We start from the raw sequence: 14,774 nt of genomic DNA on the forward strand, positions 1-14,774 counted from the left end.
TAAGCAAGAGAAAGTAGTTTCATGGAAAAACCTCTTTGATTTTTTTCACAAATTATAATATTATCTCCCCAGAATGTCTATTCTAATTATGCAGAATATGGCGTTTCCCACTAATCTGCGAAGAGCCAAAGATTTATAGAAGAGAATCAAGGGATTTTATTTTTGTTTTCCGGCGATAAGTGTTATATAAATAAGAATGGGACAGAATATGATGAAATCCTCCCTTATTCTTGGTTAGGAACTGTTGTTAGATTGGTAATCAATAAGAGAACAACGTTAGATTCGGAGAATTTTTTTCAAAAGATCGGCAATGAGATAGACGGAGGTGATGATGAAAATTTCTTTTAAGTTAACCGAGCTGTCCGAGGATACTTTAGTAGGTCGAGATATCGGCTTGAAAATACGTCATAAAATAAAGGCGTTACTTGAGGAATACTCAACGGTAACCATAGATATGGAAAACAAGAGTGATATTTCACTGTCTTTTTTAGATGAGGCTATTGTTACTCTAGTGCTTGAATACGGTAAAGAACGTTTTTCAAACTCTATAGAACTGAAGAATATACACAATAATACAAGAGGATTAATGAATTTCATCTTGCGCGACAAGCAAAAAAGGTTTACTGTCGCTCCTTAAGCTTTTTTGCTAATCTTTCTTTTGTATATTTCACTCTACCGGGTACGTGCTCATCGCGTAACCCGGTTTTTTTTATTCCCCTTGGTGGAGTCATGAGCGTTAACATCCCGCCCGAAGGGCGGGGCTATTGGTAATCTGTCGGGTGCGCATTGGCGGTCGGGATATTTCGCTTTGTTTCTGGTTAGTTTTTGAGCTTTGAATAATAATAGCTCGGCGTGATAAGACGAAACATTCGGGCAATACGCTGAGACTGTTCAGCCTTCTCATCACTTTCTTTTTTCATTGCTGTCAGCTCGTTGTCAAAAAGCTTGGAGAAATGGTTTTGAGCGGCTTGATTCTTTTCCTCTTCTGTTTTGAACTGTTGGCGAATCTTGAATAGTTCTCCGTCATCCAGCCAGTAGCCGTTGCATTTCGGGCACTGATCCACCTCAACCTCCTTTTTGACACTATGAAAATGACGCATCATAACAACATCCTCACATTTCGGACACTGGAGTCGCTGTGAAGGGTCTGTTCTTGTCCGTGACTCTTTGGCCAATACGTCAACAAGGTGCTCATCTGTAAACTCATGCGGCTCATCCAGCTGTTGCAGCTCAAAGCGGTCAAACCAGATTCCGCCGCACCCGCCTTTGCATATATCTAATTGGATATTTTCGATGGATACTTCTGTGAGTGTGTTGTTGCATGCAGGACAATTCATAATTTCTCCTTAGTTGAGTTTGAAAAGTAAAAGGGGAGATATTTTTTTTTGTTTGCCCGAGATCAGGTGGAAAAGAGACAGCAGAATATCGAACAAAACAGCATAGGTATCTCCAGAATCTGAAGAAAAAAGAGATAATGGTCTGTAATCATAGCATAGAGGCGGAAAAGCGGCGAACTTTTTTCTGTTTTTCAAAAATATCCTCATCCTCTTTACATCTCCTTGTGAAATATTTAGTATTACAGCTGAAAAAATATAGCGATTTAATCAGGACACTACAGATAAGGAGAAATGAAAAAATATGGAACAGCATATTCAACAGGCGATTAAAGAACGACGCAGTATTCGTGAATTTACAGAGGAACCTGTGGAGCCGGAGTTGCTCCACCAAATTATAACCGCTGGCATTTGGGCACCATCCGGCTTGAATAACCAGCCCTGGCGGTTTGTCACAATCCGTGATAAAGATATTTCCGCCCGCCTTGCCAGTCTGACCCATTATGCCCATATTGTTGAAGCGGCTCCTGCGCTTATTGCTGTTTACCTTGATAAAGAAAAGATGTATGATTCCGTCAAGGATCATCAAGCTGCCGGGGCATGTATCCAAAACATGCTGCTTGCTGCGCACGAGCTGGGACTCGGTGCGGTTTGGCTCGGGCAGATCCTGAAAAATAAGCAACAAGTCAATGAAGTGCTGCAACTCAGTGAACAATACGACCTTATGGCTGTTGTGGCTTTAGGGTATCCATTACATAGAACCCAGCAATCCCGACGATTAGCGCTGGAAGACGTTATCTTACACGAACTTGGAGGAATCACCCCATGAAAAAATGTCCGTTAATCAGTAGAATCCTACTCTTCTCTCTGGTCGCCAGTACCCTGTTTCTGTCCGGCTGCATCAGTATGATGAATATGTATCCGTCTGATCCGATGGGAAGTGGGAGTGGTATGCTCCCTGCTGTGGGCAGCTTTGCCGATGATATTCAGGATATTGTTGTTCCGGTTGAAATGGAATGGGATCGATCAAAATCCATGGCTATTAAAACAGAATCTTTTCATGGCGGCATCTGGCATTATTCAGGTTCAGTGGAAACCGCTTCTTTGAAAGATTATATGTCCCGGGCTATGGAGGATAGCAATTGGAAATTGGTTGGCGAGGCTGCTTCCGGGGATATCATGCTTGCCTTTGTTAAGCCCCATAAAACCTGCATGATGACCATATCGGAACGTGATTTCCGCAAAACCAGTCTTACTCTCTATGTGACCATTGATAAAACCGCAGCCATTGGCCTGAATCCCTTTGGAGAAGCCATTCCAACAAAATAAATCGACGAAATAAACCGGCGAAATAAGCTGCCCAAATACATGAGCAGAGTACTTCGTTGCCCCTCTGATTTCCCATCATGAAGAAGCCTTCTTGATTGTTTGATGGCGAAGCTTCTTTATCCAATACCCCGCCCCTTGGGGCGGGGGCGTTTATGTAAAAAAATTTTACGAGCATTGAAAGAGGCATACTGTTGTGCAGGGACGAAAGGTTCTTTTGGGTGTAACTGGTTCTATTGCCGTCTTTAAGGCTGCTGGCTGGGTGAGTGCTCTTGCCAAAGAAGAGGCCCAGGTGACGGTGATGATGACAGAGGCTGCAACCCGCTTTGTCACGCCCCTGACCTTTGGTGCCTTGTCCGGTCATCAGGTCTCTACAGATATGTTCAGTACAGATGCTGAGGAGATGATGGCCCATATCAGCTTATCAGGTGATGCTGAAGTGGTGCTGATCGCTCCGGCAACAGCCCAAACCATTGCCCAATTAGCCCAGGGCATGGCTGATAATCTTCTGACCGCAGCGGTCCTTGCCTCAGCAGCCCCGGTGGTTGTCTGTCCTGCTATGAACAGCAAAATGCTTGCTCATCCTGCCACCCAGCGCAATCTTGCCACCTTGAAGGAGCTGGGGTATCGCATTGTGGAACCGGAAAACGGCCCCTTGGCCTGTGGGGAAGTCGGCTCTGGGCGTTTGGCAGAATGGGAGACTGTCCGGGAAACCTTGCTCGGACTTTTTGCGGACCAGGATCTGGCTGGACAACATATCTTGATTACCGCTGGCCCGACTCGTGAACCATTAGATCCGGCTCGTTATTTGAGTAATCGATCCAGCGGGAAAATGGGGTATGCCTTGGCCCGAACGGCTCAGCGACGGGGAGCAGAGGTGGTGTTGATCTCCGGCCCGACCAGTCTTCCGGCCCCTCCTGGAGTGACTATGGTCCCGGTACAGACAGCCGCAGAAATGGCTGAGGCTGTGCAAGAACATGCTCCTGGTGCGCAGATCATTATCAAGGCCGCAGCTGTGGCTGATTTTCGAGCCAAGGAGGTTGCTTCGTTCAAAATCAAAAAGAAAGGTGCGGATCTCCGGCTTGATCTGGTGCCTAATCAGGATATTTTGGCAAGCTTGGGAAAAGAGCGGCGACAGGATCAGGTACTGGTTGGCTTTGCTGCGGAGAGCAATAATCATGAGGCAGAAGGACGGCGCAAACTCGAAGCCAAGCAGGTTGATCTGATCGTGGTTAATGATATTCTTGGTCAACAAACCGGTTTTGATGTGGATACCAATCAGGTAACCTTGATTACTCAAGAGGGTGCTGAACAATTGGCATTGCTTTCCAAAGAAGAAACCGCAAACAAAATTTGGGACAAGGTGATCGCCTTGAGCAAGGGGAAGGGAAAGTAGATGAAGGTGAGCAGGTCTGAGCAGAAGCGTCGAATAAAGCAGGTGGAAAAATTAGTGGAAGAACTGGCTGTGCTCCCTGCTGGCCTGTTGAATGAACTGCCTGTGGATGAAGAAGTGCAGGGGCTTTTTCAAGAAGTTGCTGGCCTCAAGGGCGGGTCAAGAAAACGACAGATCAAGTATATTACCAAGCTCCTGCGTGATGATCCGAATGAGAAACTCTATGCCTTTTTGGAAAAGCGTAAAGGGACAGCACTTCAGAAGAAAAAACGATTTCATGAAGTGGAATACCTCCGTGATATTCTCATTGAGGAGGCTATTGCGGCCCGGCGTGCAGCCAAGGCAGAGTATATGGATTTAACCGAGGATTGGTCGTCCAAGGTGGTGAAGGATATTGCTGCTGAACTGCCTTCTGTGGATCAACATGAACTGCATCGTTTAGCCTTCCTCTTTGCCATGAGCCGGAATAAACAGCATAGCCGTGAGATTTTTCGCCTCCTGCAAGCGACCCAGGAGCGGGAGGCCATGGGCAGGAAAATGGCAGAGGAATAACGTGGATAAACTTTTATGTTTTGTTGTCCTTCCCCATGGGGAGTGGATGGAAAATGATTCGATAAGGTAGCAGGAGAAAAAAATGGCACTCTTTCGGTGTAGCAAATGTGGACATCTTCGGGAAGTTTCTAATGATTATCAGGGGAAATCTGTAAAATGTCCTCACTGCAAAACACCGAGTCCCATTTATGATACCGTTGCCTTTGTTACAAAGGTTATTGAACAGTTTGTGGCTCAGAAAAAAGAGTTGCAGCAATTACGCAGTCAGGTTGATCCACAAGCATCTCAGGATGCATCAACCCCAGAAGAAAATGAGTCGCTTCAATCTTTATCTGAGGTTGATATTTACAATACTGCTGAGCTTAAAAGCAAACAGCAATATGAACCGATAGTGAAGTTTTTTCAAGAGCGTCATGTTCAGGTTGATGTTGATCAACAGGCTCTTGATACCACCGGTTTTTTTGATGAGGTTGCAGTGCAGCTGGGAGATCATTATGACACGCTCAGGCTTGTAAGTGATAAAATTAAATACATCCAGCGGAAAGGGTATACAACGGTTAAACTCACACTCAATAAAAAAAGCCAAAAAGATATTAAGGTCATAACTCAATTCTGCAAGGATTTGTATGACTACTCGTTTGTTGCCAAATACTTTTATCAAAAGCAGGAAAAGATCGTTCGGCTGACCCTGCAAACTGCGCCCAAAATAGTGAACTTCTTTAACGGAGAATGGATGGAGTGGTTTGTCTTTATGAAGCTGTTGGATTTTTTCCGTGAAAAGGACATTCCTGTTGCCTGTCTTCGTAATCTCTTTGTGATTTTTCAGAACGAAGACCAGCATGAACTTGATGTATTTTTTCTTATCAACGGTACCATACCGCTGTGCATTGAGTGCAAGACCGGAGAATTTCGCAAGGATATTGAGAAATACTCCGTCTTGAAGAAACGCCTGAAGCTTGATGACGGCCAGTTTCTGATTTGTGCTGTGGGGTTGAGTGACAAACAGAGCCAAGGGTTGACGAGCATGTATGATGTGAGCTTTGTGAATGAAAAGAATTTTATTCAACAGATAGAAGAGATTACATCACGTACTGGTTTGGGTTAAGTAAGGAAGCTGGGCGTGATCAACTACGGCGTGATTGTAGCGAATGACGTGGATGCGTATATACTTCCAGAATGAGGCGATATAATGCGGATACAAACTTTTTCTTTTGCTGATAGGACAACGGGCTGGGAGCTTCAACCCCTGTCCCTTAATCAGCTCACGTTGCTTGTCGGGGCATCTGGAGTGGGCAAGACGCGTATATTGAACTCAATTCTTGATTTAAAAAGGATAGTAAAAGGGGAATCGTTAAAAGGTGTTAAGTGGTATATTGAATTTTTATCATCAGGCGGAACTCTGTATATATGGGAGGGGGAGTTTGAAGATACTGACGTTTCGTTTAAAAATGATGAAAATCATACAAGTGGTATATCTATCATAACTGAATCGGTTAAGAGGGAAAATAAGCTGATCGTAACGAGAGATCATAAGGAGATATTGTTTAATAACAAAAAAACAGTGAAACTTTCTAGTGATCAAAGCATATTGTATCTACTCAGGGAAGAAGAGCAAATAAAGGAAGCAGCAAAGGAATTTGAAAAAATTATATTTCCTGTTATGGATATAAAGGCATCTTTCTCTTCGTCTTTTGACAAAGATATAAATAAATATTCAGACATAGGAGAAGTTCGCAATCTCCCAATACCTCTTGATGAAAAATTGTATTTTGCCTGCAAGAAAGAAAGACAACTGTTTGACAGCATCGTAAACAGTTTTATTGATATTTTTCCTTCTGTTGAAGAAGTGCGAATTGAACCTGTGCCGTTTTCAATAGAAACTGCTGTAAAACATTTTACTCTTGAGATTCAAATTAAAGAAATGGGCGTAGCTGATTGGATTTCTAACATATCATCAGGTATGCTCAAGACGCTGGTTCATATAGCGCAGCTTCATTTATGCGCGGATTCCAGCCTGATCTTAATAGATGAATTTGAAAACAGTCTTGGCATAAACTGCATTGACGAACTGACCAGTAGTATTCTTTCCTCTGAAAGAGGGCTTCAGTTTATTATTACAAGTCATCATCCGTATATAATCAACAACATCAATCATACAAACTGGAAGATCGTTACCAGAAAAGGCAGTGTAGTGACCGCCCGCGATGCTGCCGAGTTTCATTTCGATAAATCAAAGCATCAAGCCTTTACTCAACTCATCAATCTTGATATCTACTCCGAAGGAGTGGAGTCGTGAATGTCTATTTTTTAGTGGAAGGAAAGACGGAGCGGAAGGTGTATCCGAAATGGCTGGCATACCTCGCTCCTCAGCTTAAACGGGTTGATTTCCCCTCCGATGTTCTCGCGGATAACTACTATTTGATCAGCGGCGGCGGCTTTCCAAGTATCCTTGATAATCATCTTGTTGATTCTGCTGCTGATGTGAATGCTTCGGGAAAATTTGACTATTTTGTTCTGGTGATTGATACTGATGATGTTTTGGCAATGGAGAAAGTGAAAGAAGTCGAAGAATTTATCACTGATCATAATGTTGTCTTCAATGACTGCGAAGTTGTTATCTTGCCGCAAGTTGTCTGTATGGAGACATGGTTTCTCGGTAACCGGCGCATTTACGCACGAAATCCTTCTTCTGCTGAAGTTTCCGCTTTTACCGGTCACTATAATACGGCTCAGGATGATCCTGAAAAAATGCGGCAACCAGAAGGGTATAGTGGATCAATTGGTGATTATCACTTCCAGTATCTGAAAAACATGCTTCGGGAGAAGAACATTCGCTACAGCAAAAGGAATCCGCAAGGTGTTACGGAATCCTATTATATTGATGAGTTGCGCAGCAGGATAAGGTCAGATCGAAATTGCCTGCATAGCCTGCAGAATTTTATTCAACAGATTGAAGATATTGTATCGTAATCACATTATGTACTGATTAAAGAGATACCCGGTAAAAAGGATTCCTGATCCCACTACGCCGACAAAGACAGCAATCAGTTTCGGTTTAAGCACCTTGCGCAGGATAACCATTTCTGGCAGGGACAGGGCGATGACGCTCATCATAAAGGCCAGAGCTGTTCCTAAGGCTGCTCCCTTGCCGAGCAGGGCCTCCAGTATAGGCACGATTCCGGCCGCATTGGAGTACATGGGAATGCCGATTAAGACAGCTGCTGGCACCGACCACCACTGGTCACCGCCCATCACAGTAGCCATGACATTTTCCGGGACATAGCCGTGAATACCAGCGCCCACCCCGATGCCAATAATGACATAGAGCCACACTTTCCCGATAATTTCTTTCACTGCCAGCCAGCCCATATCTACCCGATCAGCCCAGGTGAGCTTCTTGTTCAGGACCAGTGGTTGCCCAGTCCGCATTTCCTGAACCCAGTCTTCCACCCAGTGCTCCAGTTTCAGGCGACCGATAAGCCAGCCCGCAATAATGGCAATGAGCAGGCCTGAAATAAGATAGAGTGAGGCAACTTTCCAGCCAAGTAAGCCATAGAGGAGAATCAGAGCCACCTCGTTGACCATAGGGGCCGCAATGAGAAAGGAAAAAGTCACACCAAGGGGCACTCCTGCCTGGACAAAACCGAGAAAAAGCGGCACAGCAGAGCAGGAACAGAAAGGAGTGATGATGCCCAACAGGGCGGCCAGTAGATTGCCGACAATCTCTCGTCGACCTGCAAGGTATTTGCGAGTTCGTTCCGGGGTGAAAAAAGAGCGGAGAACGCCGATAATAAAGACCACCAGGGTCAAAAGCAGCATGACCTTGGGGGTATCATAGATAAAAAACTGGATAGCTTCTCCGAGATGACTTCCTTTGTTGATGCCAAGCAGAGAATAGGTGAAGAAATGGGAAAAGGGGAGTAATTGGCTGTAGATCAGGTACCAAAGGCCAAGGCCCAAAGTTCCGAACAGCCATGTTTGCGTACGAGTTATTTTTTTTGTGCCGGTCACCTGACCGGTTGTCTTTTTTTCTCAGCCGCAGCCCGCGGTTTGTAAAGGCTCCATTTTTTTTCGTTGGTTAATTGTTCTTGTTGGAACGCAAGGCCGATGCGTTAGGGAGTTCTTTTTCCATTTGTTGGACAAGAGGGTCGTCTTGTAGCCAGCCCTTCAGGTGTGCAAGCATTGCCTCCGCATAAACAGACTCTTTGCCATTAGCCAGGCTGTACAGGATCCAGGTTCCCTGCCGTCGCCGATTGACTAACCCGGCCTCTTCAAGCATTTTCATATGCTTTGATACGGTAGGTTGGGCCAACTCTAAAAGATATTGGATCTCACACACGCAGAGTTCGCCTTGTTCCAGTATCTTGAGAACCGCGAGCCGGTTAGGATCAGAAAGGGCCTTCATAGCTTGGATGAGCTGTTTCATTGTACCTTGGGGTGATTGCCTTTTGGTGTTTATATATTCCTATATAGCAATATAGTGATAAGCAGATGGACTGTCAAGTTCGAGGCGCAGCAGGGCTTGATTCTTTACGGTTCTTTTACTATTCTCTTGGTCACGAAGGATTAACGGGATATTGGGGAACGATATAAAGGGATAATGGGAGATTGAGCGGGCGATGGAAACAGGAAGTGAACAGCAAACATGGGATGAAGTGCGGGATTTGTATTTCATGGAGCAAGCCATTGTCTACGCTGTTCAGGCAGCTGCAATGGAGGAAGTCCCTGTTGGGGCTCTTCTCGTGGATCGAAATGGTGATATTCTTGCTGGGGCAGGCAATAACTGTATTCAGGCCAATGACCCCACTGGTCATGCTGAGATGCATACCCTGCGGGCAGCAGCAGAACGGCTGGAAAATTATCGCCTTCCTGAAACCACCATGTATATCACCTTGGAGCCATGCCCCATGTGTGCAGCAGCTATGATTCAGGCTCGGGTGGAGCGTATTGTTTTTGGAGCCTTAGATCCTAAAGGCGGGGGCCTGCAATCGCAATATAGTATAGGCTGTGACGGCAGGTTGAACCATAATTTTACTGTACATGGTGGGGTTCGTGCTGAAGAATGTGCAAGACTGCTTAAGGATTTCTTCAGACAGAAGAGAAAAAAATGATAAACAAGGTGTTTTTTTCTTGTCAAAAAGACGCATGCAGTTTATATAAATGTGCCCAGAGCAATACAAACGACGGTCGGAGTTCAAAACTTCTTTTTCCCGATTGCGACAGATTGCTTTTTCATGGTACTGGAGAGGTGACCGAGTGGCTTAAGGTGCACGCCTGGAACGCGTGTGTACGCAAGTACCGTGAGTTCGAATCTCACCCTCTCCGCCAATTACATATTCGACCCATGTTTTGATAGCCGGGTCCTGCGCAACAAAGAATCGTGAACTCCGTCAGGTCCGGGAGGAAGCAGCGGCAGCGAGTCCCTTTGTGTGTTGCAGGGTTGCCCGGCTTTTTTTTTATCCGCAGTTTTTTTTCCCTCTGTCGTTTTCCCCTTCATTCTCTCCGCGTTTCAACGGATTTTTCAAATTCATCACCAGTAAAGAGCTTTAACAGGCGAGACAAATTTTTACAGAGATGGTACTGTATTCCCGACGTGATTTTCTGTCTTATCGACGGCGGCCAGCCCAACGCTACCGATCTTATTTCCTTGCTGACTGCTAAGGCGGCTAATGATCTGGGTGTTGCTGTGACGGCAGGGCAGAAGGAGGCACCTGCTCCGGTAGTTTCGCAGTGAATGCGGGCGCAAGATAGGGCGTAGTGCTAAGGCGCATAAAGAAAGCGGTAGCACGCAATTATCCTGCCAGGACTGGCAACTCGGTTGCGGGAGCCTGCAACTCTATTGCGACGGCTTGCAATTCAATTGCGGAAGCTCGCAACAAGCTTGCGGGGGCTTGCAATCTTCTTGCGGATGCACGCAGAAAGCCTGCGGGAGGCCGCAACGAAAAAAGATGTCCTTGCAATTGAGTTGCGAGGACTTGCAGGAAAGAATCCAGAACACGCAATGCAACATACACCTGTCGCTTTATAGCCGTCACGGCTGGAAGGACGTTCGCAGAAGAACATGCGGCTCAGTATGGAAATAATCTTCAGCGTATTGTCTGGAATGAACAACAGAACAAAAAGAGGTCACAATGGAACTGGAAGACGAACTCCCCATTGACGAAGAAGAGCTTATTGAGGTAGCCAGGAAAATTATTAAGACAATAACTGAAAATCCAAAGTTTGCCAACCTGCAGCTCCCTATATCAGAATTACAGAACTCGCTTGATAGTTTGATCAAGTCAAGAGAGGAGGAAGCGGCTATCTGCGAAGCGCAGAGGCAGGTCAGGGAGAAATTGCAGGCTGCCTGGGAAAAAGTGTATTCTGCGCAGCGGAATATACGGGCATACAACAGGGAGCATGGCATACGCGACAGCAAGATCCCTTTGGTGGCATCCGGCAGGCCCGGACTGGCTGATCGTGTCTTTTCTCAACTCCCTGACCAGGATGACACCCTGCAGATTTCGAAGAAGGACAAAGACTGATAGCGTATTGTCTGAAAAGAGCAGCAGGGTTGAAGCGGGTGGAGATGTAGGATTATCGCCCCTGATGGACGTGCGACGAGAGCCTGTTGCTTCAGCAGCGGCTGTTCATGCGACAAAAGAAGGCGTTCTTCTTTTCAAGAGAGGGGCGTCCTGTTTAACGAGGAGCTGTGCTGTCGTTAAAAGTAGATTGTCTTGGCAGAATGTATCGCCTGCTGCGGACAAGGGAGCGGGGGAAGGCAAAGAGGAAGAGCTGGGAGGAGTAACAGATGATTGATGATCCGATTTTTTCTAGTGCCCAAGCTGGAGCTTGGGAGCCAGGTGTCCGGGGAGAAGATCTCTATTACGCATATGGTCGGACAGATGGCGGACGGTACGTTTTTGTGGTGTTCATTTATAAGCGTACTCGTGAGGCCCTGATTATCAGTGCCCGTGATATGGACAGAAAAGAGAGGAAATACTATGGCAAAGCATAAGAAAAAGCTCCCGGATGAATTTGCTTCAATTGAAGCGGTTCAAAAATTCTGGGACAGTCAATCGTCGGCTGATTATTGGGACAGCATGGAAGATGTTGATATGCAGCTTTCTCCCGCTTTGCAGGCGCAGCTTGAGGCGAAAAAGCTCTACCGCCTGCTCGGTCTCTCGCCGAAACAGATCGCTGTGATTAAACAGGAAGCGAAACACCGCCATATTGATACCAAACGGTTGATCTCCCATTGGGTGGTTGAATATATCCGGGATATTCGTCCTGCATCAGGGTGAGTCAATGAGGCTGAGAATATGCAGGTTGAGAGCATAAAACAAGAGGCGGGCAGGATACTGAACAGTTTGCCTGATGATGCCACATGGGATGACCTTATGGAGCAGATTTATGTTCGTCAGGCCATTGAAGCAGGTATTCAAGACAGCGATGCCGGGCGGACGATTGATGTGAAGGAAGTACGCAAGAGATTCGGATTATCGGCCCGGATTTCTCAGAGTACGAGATGATCGGCGGGACGCGGTCGAGTGAGCGGAAGAAGGCGAAGAGGAAGGAAGGGGAGACGTGATGATTTCCGGCCGGGGATAAATCTCCGGGCTATATCGTGAGCCTCTTGCGGGACGATAAGATCATAGTCTGATTTTTCAGAGGAAATGTTTGGGGAGAGCTAAGTTCTCTTCAATTTTTGGGGTTTATCTCTAACTAGCATACAACGTTATGAAGATATTAATAGACTTTGAGATACAAGGTGTTGGGACGAAGACAGGCAGAAAAAGAAAAAAAATTTATTCAGTTTTTAGTAAAGAGGAAGCTATCCAGAAAGCATTAGCAGACGGAACAACTCCCGAAGAAATAATAGAATTGCCACAAGAACCAGCGACTCAAAAACAAATTGACTTTGCCAATGATTTAGGAATAATCATCCCGAATGAACCTTCATTAAGAATGATGTCCGTTCTTATTTCGGAAGCCATTGAAAGAAAAAATGAAGTAAAGAACAAGCCATTAAAAACAAGGAAACCAGTAGTCGCATCAAGTGGATTTCAATTTCCTGTCTTTCCATATACTGAAGAAACTTTAGTCCGAATAACAGATCTCACGGACTATAGAAATGATTTTTTAGAGATGGCTTACGACAAGAAATCATACTGCCAAGAAGATTTTGACAATGACCTTGATCCTAACGCTCTTGATATAGAAGTTGAAGAGTTTGATATAATGCTTAAACCATCAACTTTAAAGAAAATTGGTGTTAAGAAACCTCCAGCAGGATGGCTACCATTTCACGAGGAAGTTCGATGGATGAAAGAAGAACAAGCAGCTCTACAATGGCCAATGACTAAATCTATCCATCATCAGTTGGTTAAGATTGGGTTGTTAAAACAACTTCCCGAAACTAATGAAACCCAAAGTCTATATTTTGAATCCCTCACCGTTAAGGAATTACGAGAAATCTGCGGTAAACATAGTATAAAAAAGTCTGGCTCGAAAACTGAGTTAATAGAGCGAATAATTGCAAACGGAACTCCAAAAGCAAAGCCCTCATGCGGACTTACCTCTAAGTATGATAACCAAATCATGCAATTAGCAAAATTATACTTGTCAGATATAAAAAAACAACTCCAGGACAAACCAGCGGCATATCATGTGGTTGTATGGGAACAGGTCTCTGAAGAGAATGGCATTGGAGGGCAATTACCTGATAAAGCAAGATTATGGGTCAGTAATAAATTTGAATCTATAAAACCAGTAGATTGGTGAGTGATACTCCAGATCTCATGGACTTCCTTGATGTTAAAACTGACTTTACCTTCAAGCAGGTCTTCGACAGCGAACAATCCAAGGAGATTTTTACAGCTGGTTCCCAAGCTCTGCTTGGGCGCAGACACCGTGAAGCTCCGCTTCAAACAAGAAGCAAAGCTTCAGAAATACGTGCTCCCAAGCAGGACAAATTGCCCTGAAATATGCTCTCCTCAAGAACTGTTAGGTGATGAATTATGAAAGATCCGATTATAGACGAAATACGACAATATCGAAACGAGCATTCCAAGAAATTCGGTTATGATCTTGATGCCATTTGCGAAGAGTATAAGTCCCATCAGCAAAAGGTAGGCGACAGACTGACTAGGCTGAGACCCAAGCTCATGAACAAAGCTCATCGACAGAGTTCCTGTCCTGAATTGAATCAGTAGATTTCTAGTGCCCAAGTTCTGCTTGGGCGCAAACACTGTGAAGTTTCGCTTTATATAAGAAGCAGAGCTTCAGGAATAAGTGCTCACAAGCTGGAGCTTGGGAGCTAGGACACCCCTTTAAATTCCAGCTGAACACACGGGGTAAAATTCCCATCAGGAGCAAAGAATCATGAACTGGCAGGAGGTATGCGCTGATCCGCACTTGCGTGATTTGCCCTATAAGATTGAACTCAATGAAAGAGGACAAATTTTGATGACTCCGGTTCGCCTCTATCATTCCGCCTTGCAAGGGAAGATCATCAAGTTACTGATTCAGCTTCTGCAACACGGAGAAGCTTTTCCCGAGTTTGCCATTGCCACAGAAAAAGGCACCAAGGTTGCTGATGTGGTTTGGTGTTCGGATGGGCTGTGGCAGCAGATCAAACATCAGACGGAAAGCTCTGTTGCCCCGGAAATCTGCGTGGAAGTGCTGTCCTCAACCAATACTGAGGAAGAAATGCGGGAAAAGAGAAGGTTGTATTTTACAGGCGGCGCAGAGGAAGTTTGGCTATGCAATCAGAACGGTGAAATGCAATTCTTCAATGCTGATGAAGAAAGAGCGCATTCAGAGCTTGTCCTGGAATTTCCAAAACATATTGAAATCTAATATCAACCCTTGGTAATACGAGCGAACAATATGCACTCCATAACCATTAATATCAGCAATGAGAAGCTGGTCGAGAAAGATGGTTTGGAAATCGTCTCAAGAGTAATGGCACGACTTTAAGGCTTGGCCTTTATGAACGAGTTGTATTTATTGAGAATTCAGAAAATTAATTTAGCCACAGATGTCATAACATATTGACACGGCTATTGATTTCTTGTAATAATGAAATTTTCACATCAATAAGCTACAGAGAGACATATGACATTTTCAAAACCAATCAAAAAAATCGGTCACCAAATTAACAAGCTAAAAGCCCGCTTCTGTCAATC

General features: G+C 45.0%; 21 protein-coding genes, 1 tRNA gene and 1 other RNA gene. 20 read left to right on the forward strand and 3 right to left on the reverse strand.

Annotated elements, in window-relative coordinates; translation table 11 throughout:
• Nucleotides 1-328 precede the first annotated feature (328 nt).
• Nucleotides 329-637, forward strand: coding sequence for an STAS-like domain-containing protein (locus L2082_RS14190; RefSeq protein WP_446011882.1), 309 nt, complete (start codon nucleotides 329-331; stop codon nucleotides 635-637).
• A gap of 181 nt (nucleotides 638-818) precedes the next feature.
• On the opposite strand, the gene L2082_RS14195 is transcribed toward L2082_RS14190, so the two are convergent.
• Entirely contained in the window at nucleotides 819-1,337 is a 519-nt protein-coding gene (locus L2082_RS14195; protein ID WP_446011883.1) for a TFIIB-type zinc ribbon-containing protein, read from the reverse strand.
• A 301-nt stretch (nucleotides 1,338-1,638) separates the two neighbouring features.
• On the opposite strand from L2082_RS14195, the gene L2082_RS14200 reads away from it, so the two are divergent.
• From L2082_RS14200 to L2082_RS14230, 7 genes are all read left to right on the forward strand, one after another.
• Nucleotides 1,639-2,163, forward strand: a complete 525-nt coding sequence (locus tag L2082_RS14200; protein WP_446011884.1) for a nitroreductase family protein — start codon at nucleotides 1,639-1,641, stop codon at nucleotides 2,161-2,163.
• Nucleotides 2,160-2,663, forward strand: coding sequence for a hypothetical protein (locus L2082_RS14205; protein ID WP_446011885.1), 504 nt, complete (start codon nucleotides 2,160-2,162; stop codon nucleotides 2,661-2,663). Before L2082_RS14200 ends, L2082_RS14205 begins: the two co-directional genes overlap by 4 nt.
• Before the next feature lie 193 nt (nucleotides 2,664-2,856).
• Nucleotides 2,857-4,056: a bifunctional phosphopantothenoylcysteine decarboxylase/phosphopantothenate--cysteine ligase CoaBC gene (gene coaBC, locus L2082_RS14210; protein WP_446011095.1), complete on the forward strand. Its 1,200-nt coding sequence runs from the start codon at nucleotides 2,857-2,859 to the stop codon at nucleotides 4,054-4,056.
• A 6-nt stretch (nucleotides 4,057-4,062) separates the two neighbouring features.
• Nucleotides 4,063-4,605, forward strand: a complete 543-nt coding sequence (locus L2082_RS14215) for a DarP family protein (protein WP_446011886.1) — start codon at nucleotides 4,063-4,065, stop codon at nucleotides 4,603-4,605.
• A gap of 82 nt (nucleotides 4,606-4,687) precedes the next feature.
• Nucleotides 4,688-5,710: a hypothetical protein gene (locus L2082_RS14220; protein WP_446011887.1), complete on the forward strand. Its 1,023-nt coding sequence runs from the start codon at nucleotides 4,688-4,690 to the stop codon at nucleotides 5,708-5,710.
• An 84-nt stretch (nucleotides 5,711-5,794) separates the two neighbouring features.
• Nucleotides 5,795-6,901, forward strand: a complete 1,107-nt coding sequence (locus L2082_RS14225; RefSeq protein WP_446010697.1) for an AAA family ATPase — start codon at nucleotides 5,795-5,797, stop codon at nucleotides 6,899-6,901.
• Nucleotides 6,898-7,575: a hypothetical protein gene (locus L2082_RS14230; protein WP_446010696.1), complete on the forward strand. Its 678-nt coding sequence runs from the start codon at nucleotides 6,898-6,900 to the stop codon at nucleotides 7,573-7,575. Before L2082_RS14225 ends, L2082_RS14230 begins: the two co-directional genes overlap by 4 nt.
• Here L2082_RS14230 and L2082_RS14235 read toward each other — a convergent pair whose 3' ends face one another.
• Nucleotides 7,576-8,616 (reverse strand): permease, encoded by a 1,041-nt coding sequence (locus tag L2082_RS14235; protein WP_446010695.1) that lies wholly within the window; start codon nucleotides 8,614-8,616, stop codon nucleotides 7,576-7,578. It lies immediately after the preceding gene.
• A gap of 67 nt (nucleotides 8,617-8,683) precedes the next feature.
• Entirely contained in the window at nucleotides 8,684-9,031 is a 348-nt protein-coding gene (locus L2082_RS14240) for an ArsR/SmtB family transcription factor (protein WP_446010694.1), read from the reverse strand.
• Between the two features lie 193 nt (nucleotides 9,032-9,224).
• Between L2082_RS14240 and tadA the strand changes: the two genes are divergently transcribed.
• The 12 genes from tadA (at nucleotide 9,225) to L2082_RS14300 (ending at nucleotide 14,445) form a co-directional block, all read left to right on the forward strand.
• Nucleotides 9,225-9,716 carry a tRNA adenosine(34) deaminase TadA gene (gene tadA / locus L2082_RS14245; RefSeq protein WP_446010693.1) on the forward strand — a complete coding sequence of 164 codons (492 nt, stop codon included), beginning with the start codon at nucleotides 9,225-9,227 and terminating at the stop codon, nucleotides 9,714-9,716.
• A gap of 131 nt (nucleotides 9,717-9,847) precedes the next feature.
• A tRNA-Ser gene (locus tag L2082_RS14250) sits at nucleotides 9,848-9,933 on the forward strand.
• A gap of 26 nt (nucleotides 9,934-9,959) precedes the next feature.
• Nucleotides 9,960-10,058: signal recognition particle sRNA small type (gene ffs, locus L2082_RS14255), an RNA gene on the forward strand.
• A 140-nt stretch (nucleotides 10,059-10,198) separates the two neighbouring features.
• Nucleotides 10,199-10,339 (forward strand): hypothetical protein, encoded by a 141-nt coding sequence (locus L2082_RS14260; RefSeq protein ID WP_446010692.1) that lies wholly within the window; start codon nucleotides 10,199-10,201, stop codon nucleotides 10,337-10,339.
• 397 nt (nucleotides 10,340-10,736) lie between these two features.
• Complete coding sequence (locus L2082_RS14265; RefSeq protein ID WP_446008019.1) at nucleotides 10,737-11,129, forward strand: hypothetical protein; 393 nt, start codon at nucleotides 10,737-10,739, stop codon at nucleotides 11,127-11,129.
• Between the two features lie 7 nt (nucleotides 11,130-11,136).
• The gene (locus tag L2082_RS14270) at nucleotides 11,137-11,403 is read left to right on the forward strand and encodes a hypothetical protein (RefSeq protein WP_446011888.1); all 267 of its coding nucleotides are present in this window, start codon (nucleotides 11,137-11,139) and stop codon (nucleotides 11,401-11,403) included.
• On the forward strand, nucleotides 11,396-11,602 hold the full coding sequence (locus L2082_RS14275) for a BrnT family toxin (protein ID WP_446008021.1): 207 nt from the start codon (nucleotides 11,396-11,398) through the stop codon (nucleotides 11,600-11,602). Before L2082_RS14270 ends, L2082_RS14275 begins: the two co-directional genes overlap by 8 nt.
• Nucleotides 11,589-11,888 carry a hypothetical protein gene (locus tag L2082_RS14280; protein WP_446008022.1) on the forward strand — a complete coding sequence of 100 codons (300 nt, stop codon included), beginning with the start codon at nucleotides 11,589-11,591 and terminating at the stop codon, nucleotides 11,886-11,888. Before L2082_RS14275 ends, L2082_RS14280 begins: the two co-directional genes overlap by 14 nt.
• Before the next feature lie 18 nt (nucleotides 11,889-11,906).
• The gene (locus L2082_RS14285; RefSeq protein ID WP_446008023.1) at nucleotides 11,907-12,116 is read left to right on the forward strand and encodes a hypothetical protein; all 210 of its coding nucleotides are present in this window, start codon (nucleotides 11,907-11,909) and stop codon (nucleotides 12,114-12,116) included.
• A 208-nt stretch (nucleotides 12,117-12,324) separates the two neighbouring features.
• Nucleotides 12,325-13,368, forward strand: a complete 1,044-nt coding sequence (locus tag L2082_RS14290) for an SAP domain-containing protein (protein ID WP_446008024.1) — start codon at nucleotides 12,325-12,327, stop codon at nucleotides 13,366-13,368.
• 236 nt (nucleotides 13,369-13,604) lie between these two features.
• Nucleotides 13,605-13,799, forward strand: a complete 195-nt coding sequence (locus L2082_RS14295) for a hypothetical protein (RefSeq protein ID WP_446008026.1) — start codon at nucleotides 13,605-13,607, stop codon at nucleotides 13,797-13,799.
• 169 nt (nucleotides 13,800-13,968) lie between these two features.
• Nucleotides 13,969-14,445 carry a Uma2 family endonuclease gene (locus L2082_RS14300; RefSeq protein WP_446008027.1) on the forward strand — a complete coding sequence of 159 codons (477 nt, stop codon included), beginning with the start codon at nucleotides 13,969-13,971 and terminating at the stop codon, nucleotides 14,443-14,445.
• Nucleotides 14,446-14,774 lie beyond the last annotated feature (329 nt).

The organism is Candidatus Electrothrix sp., from assembly GCF_052785085.1.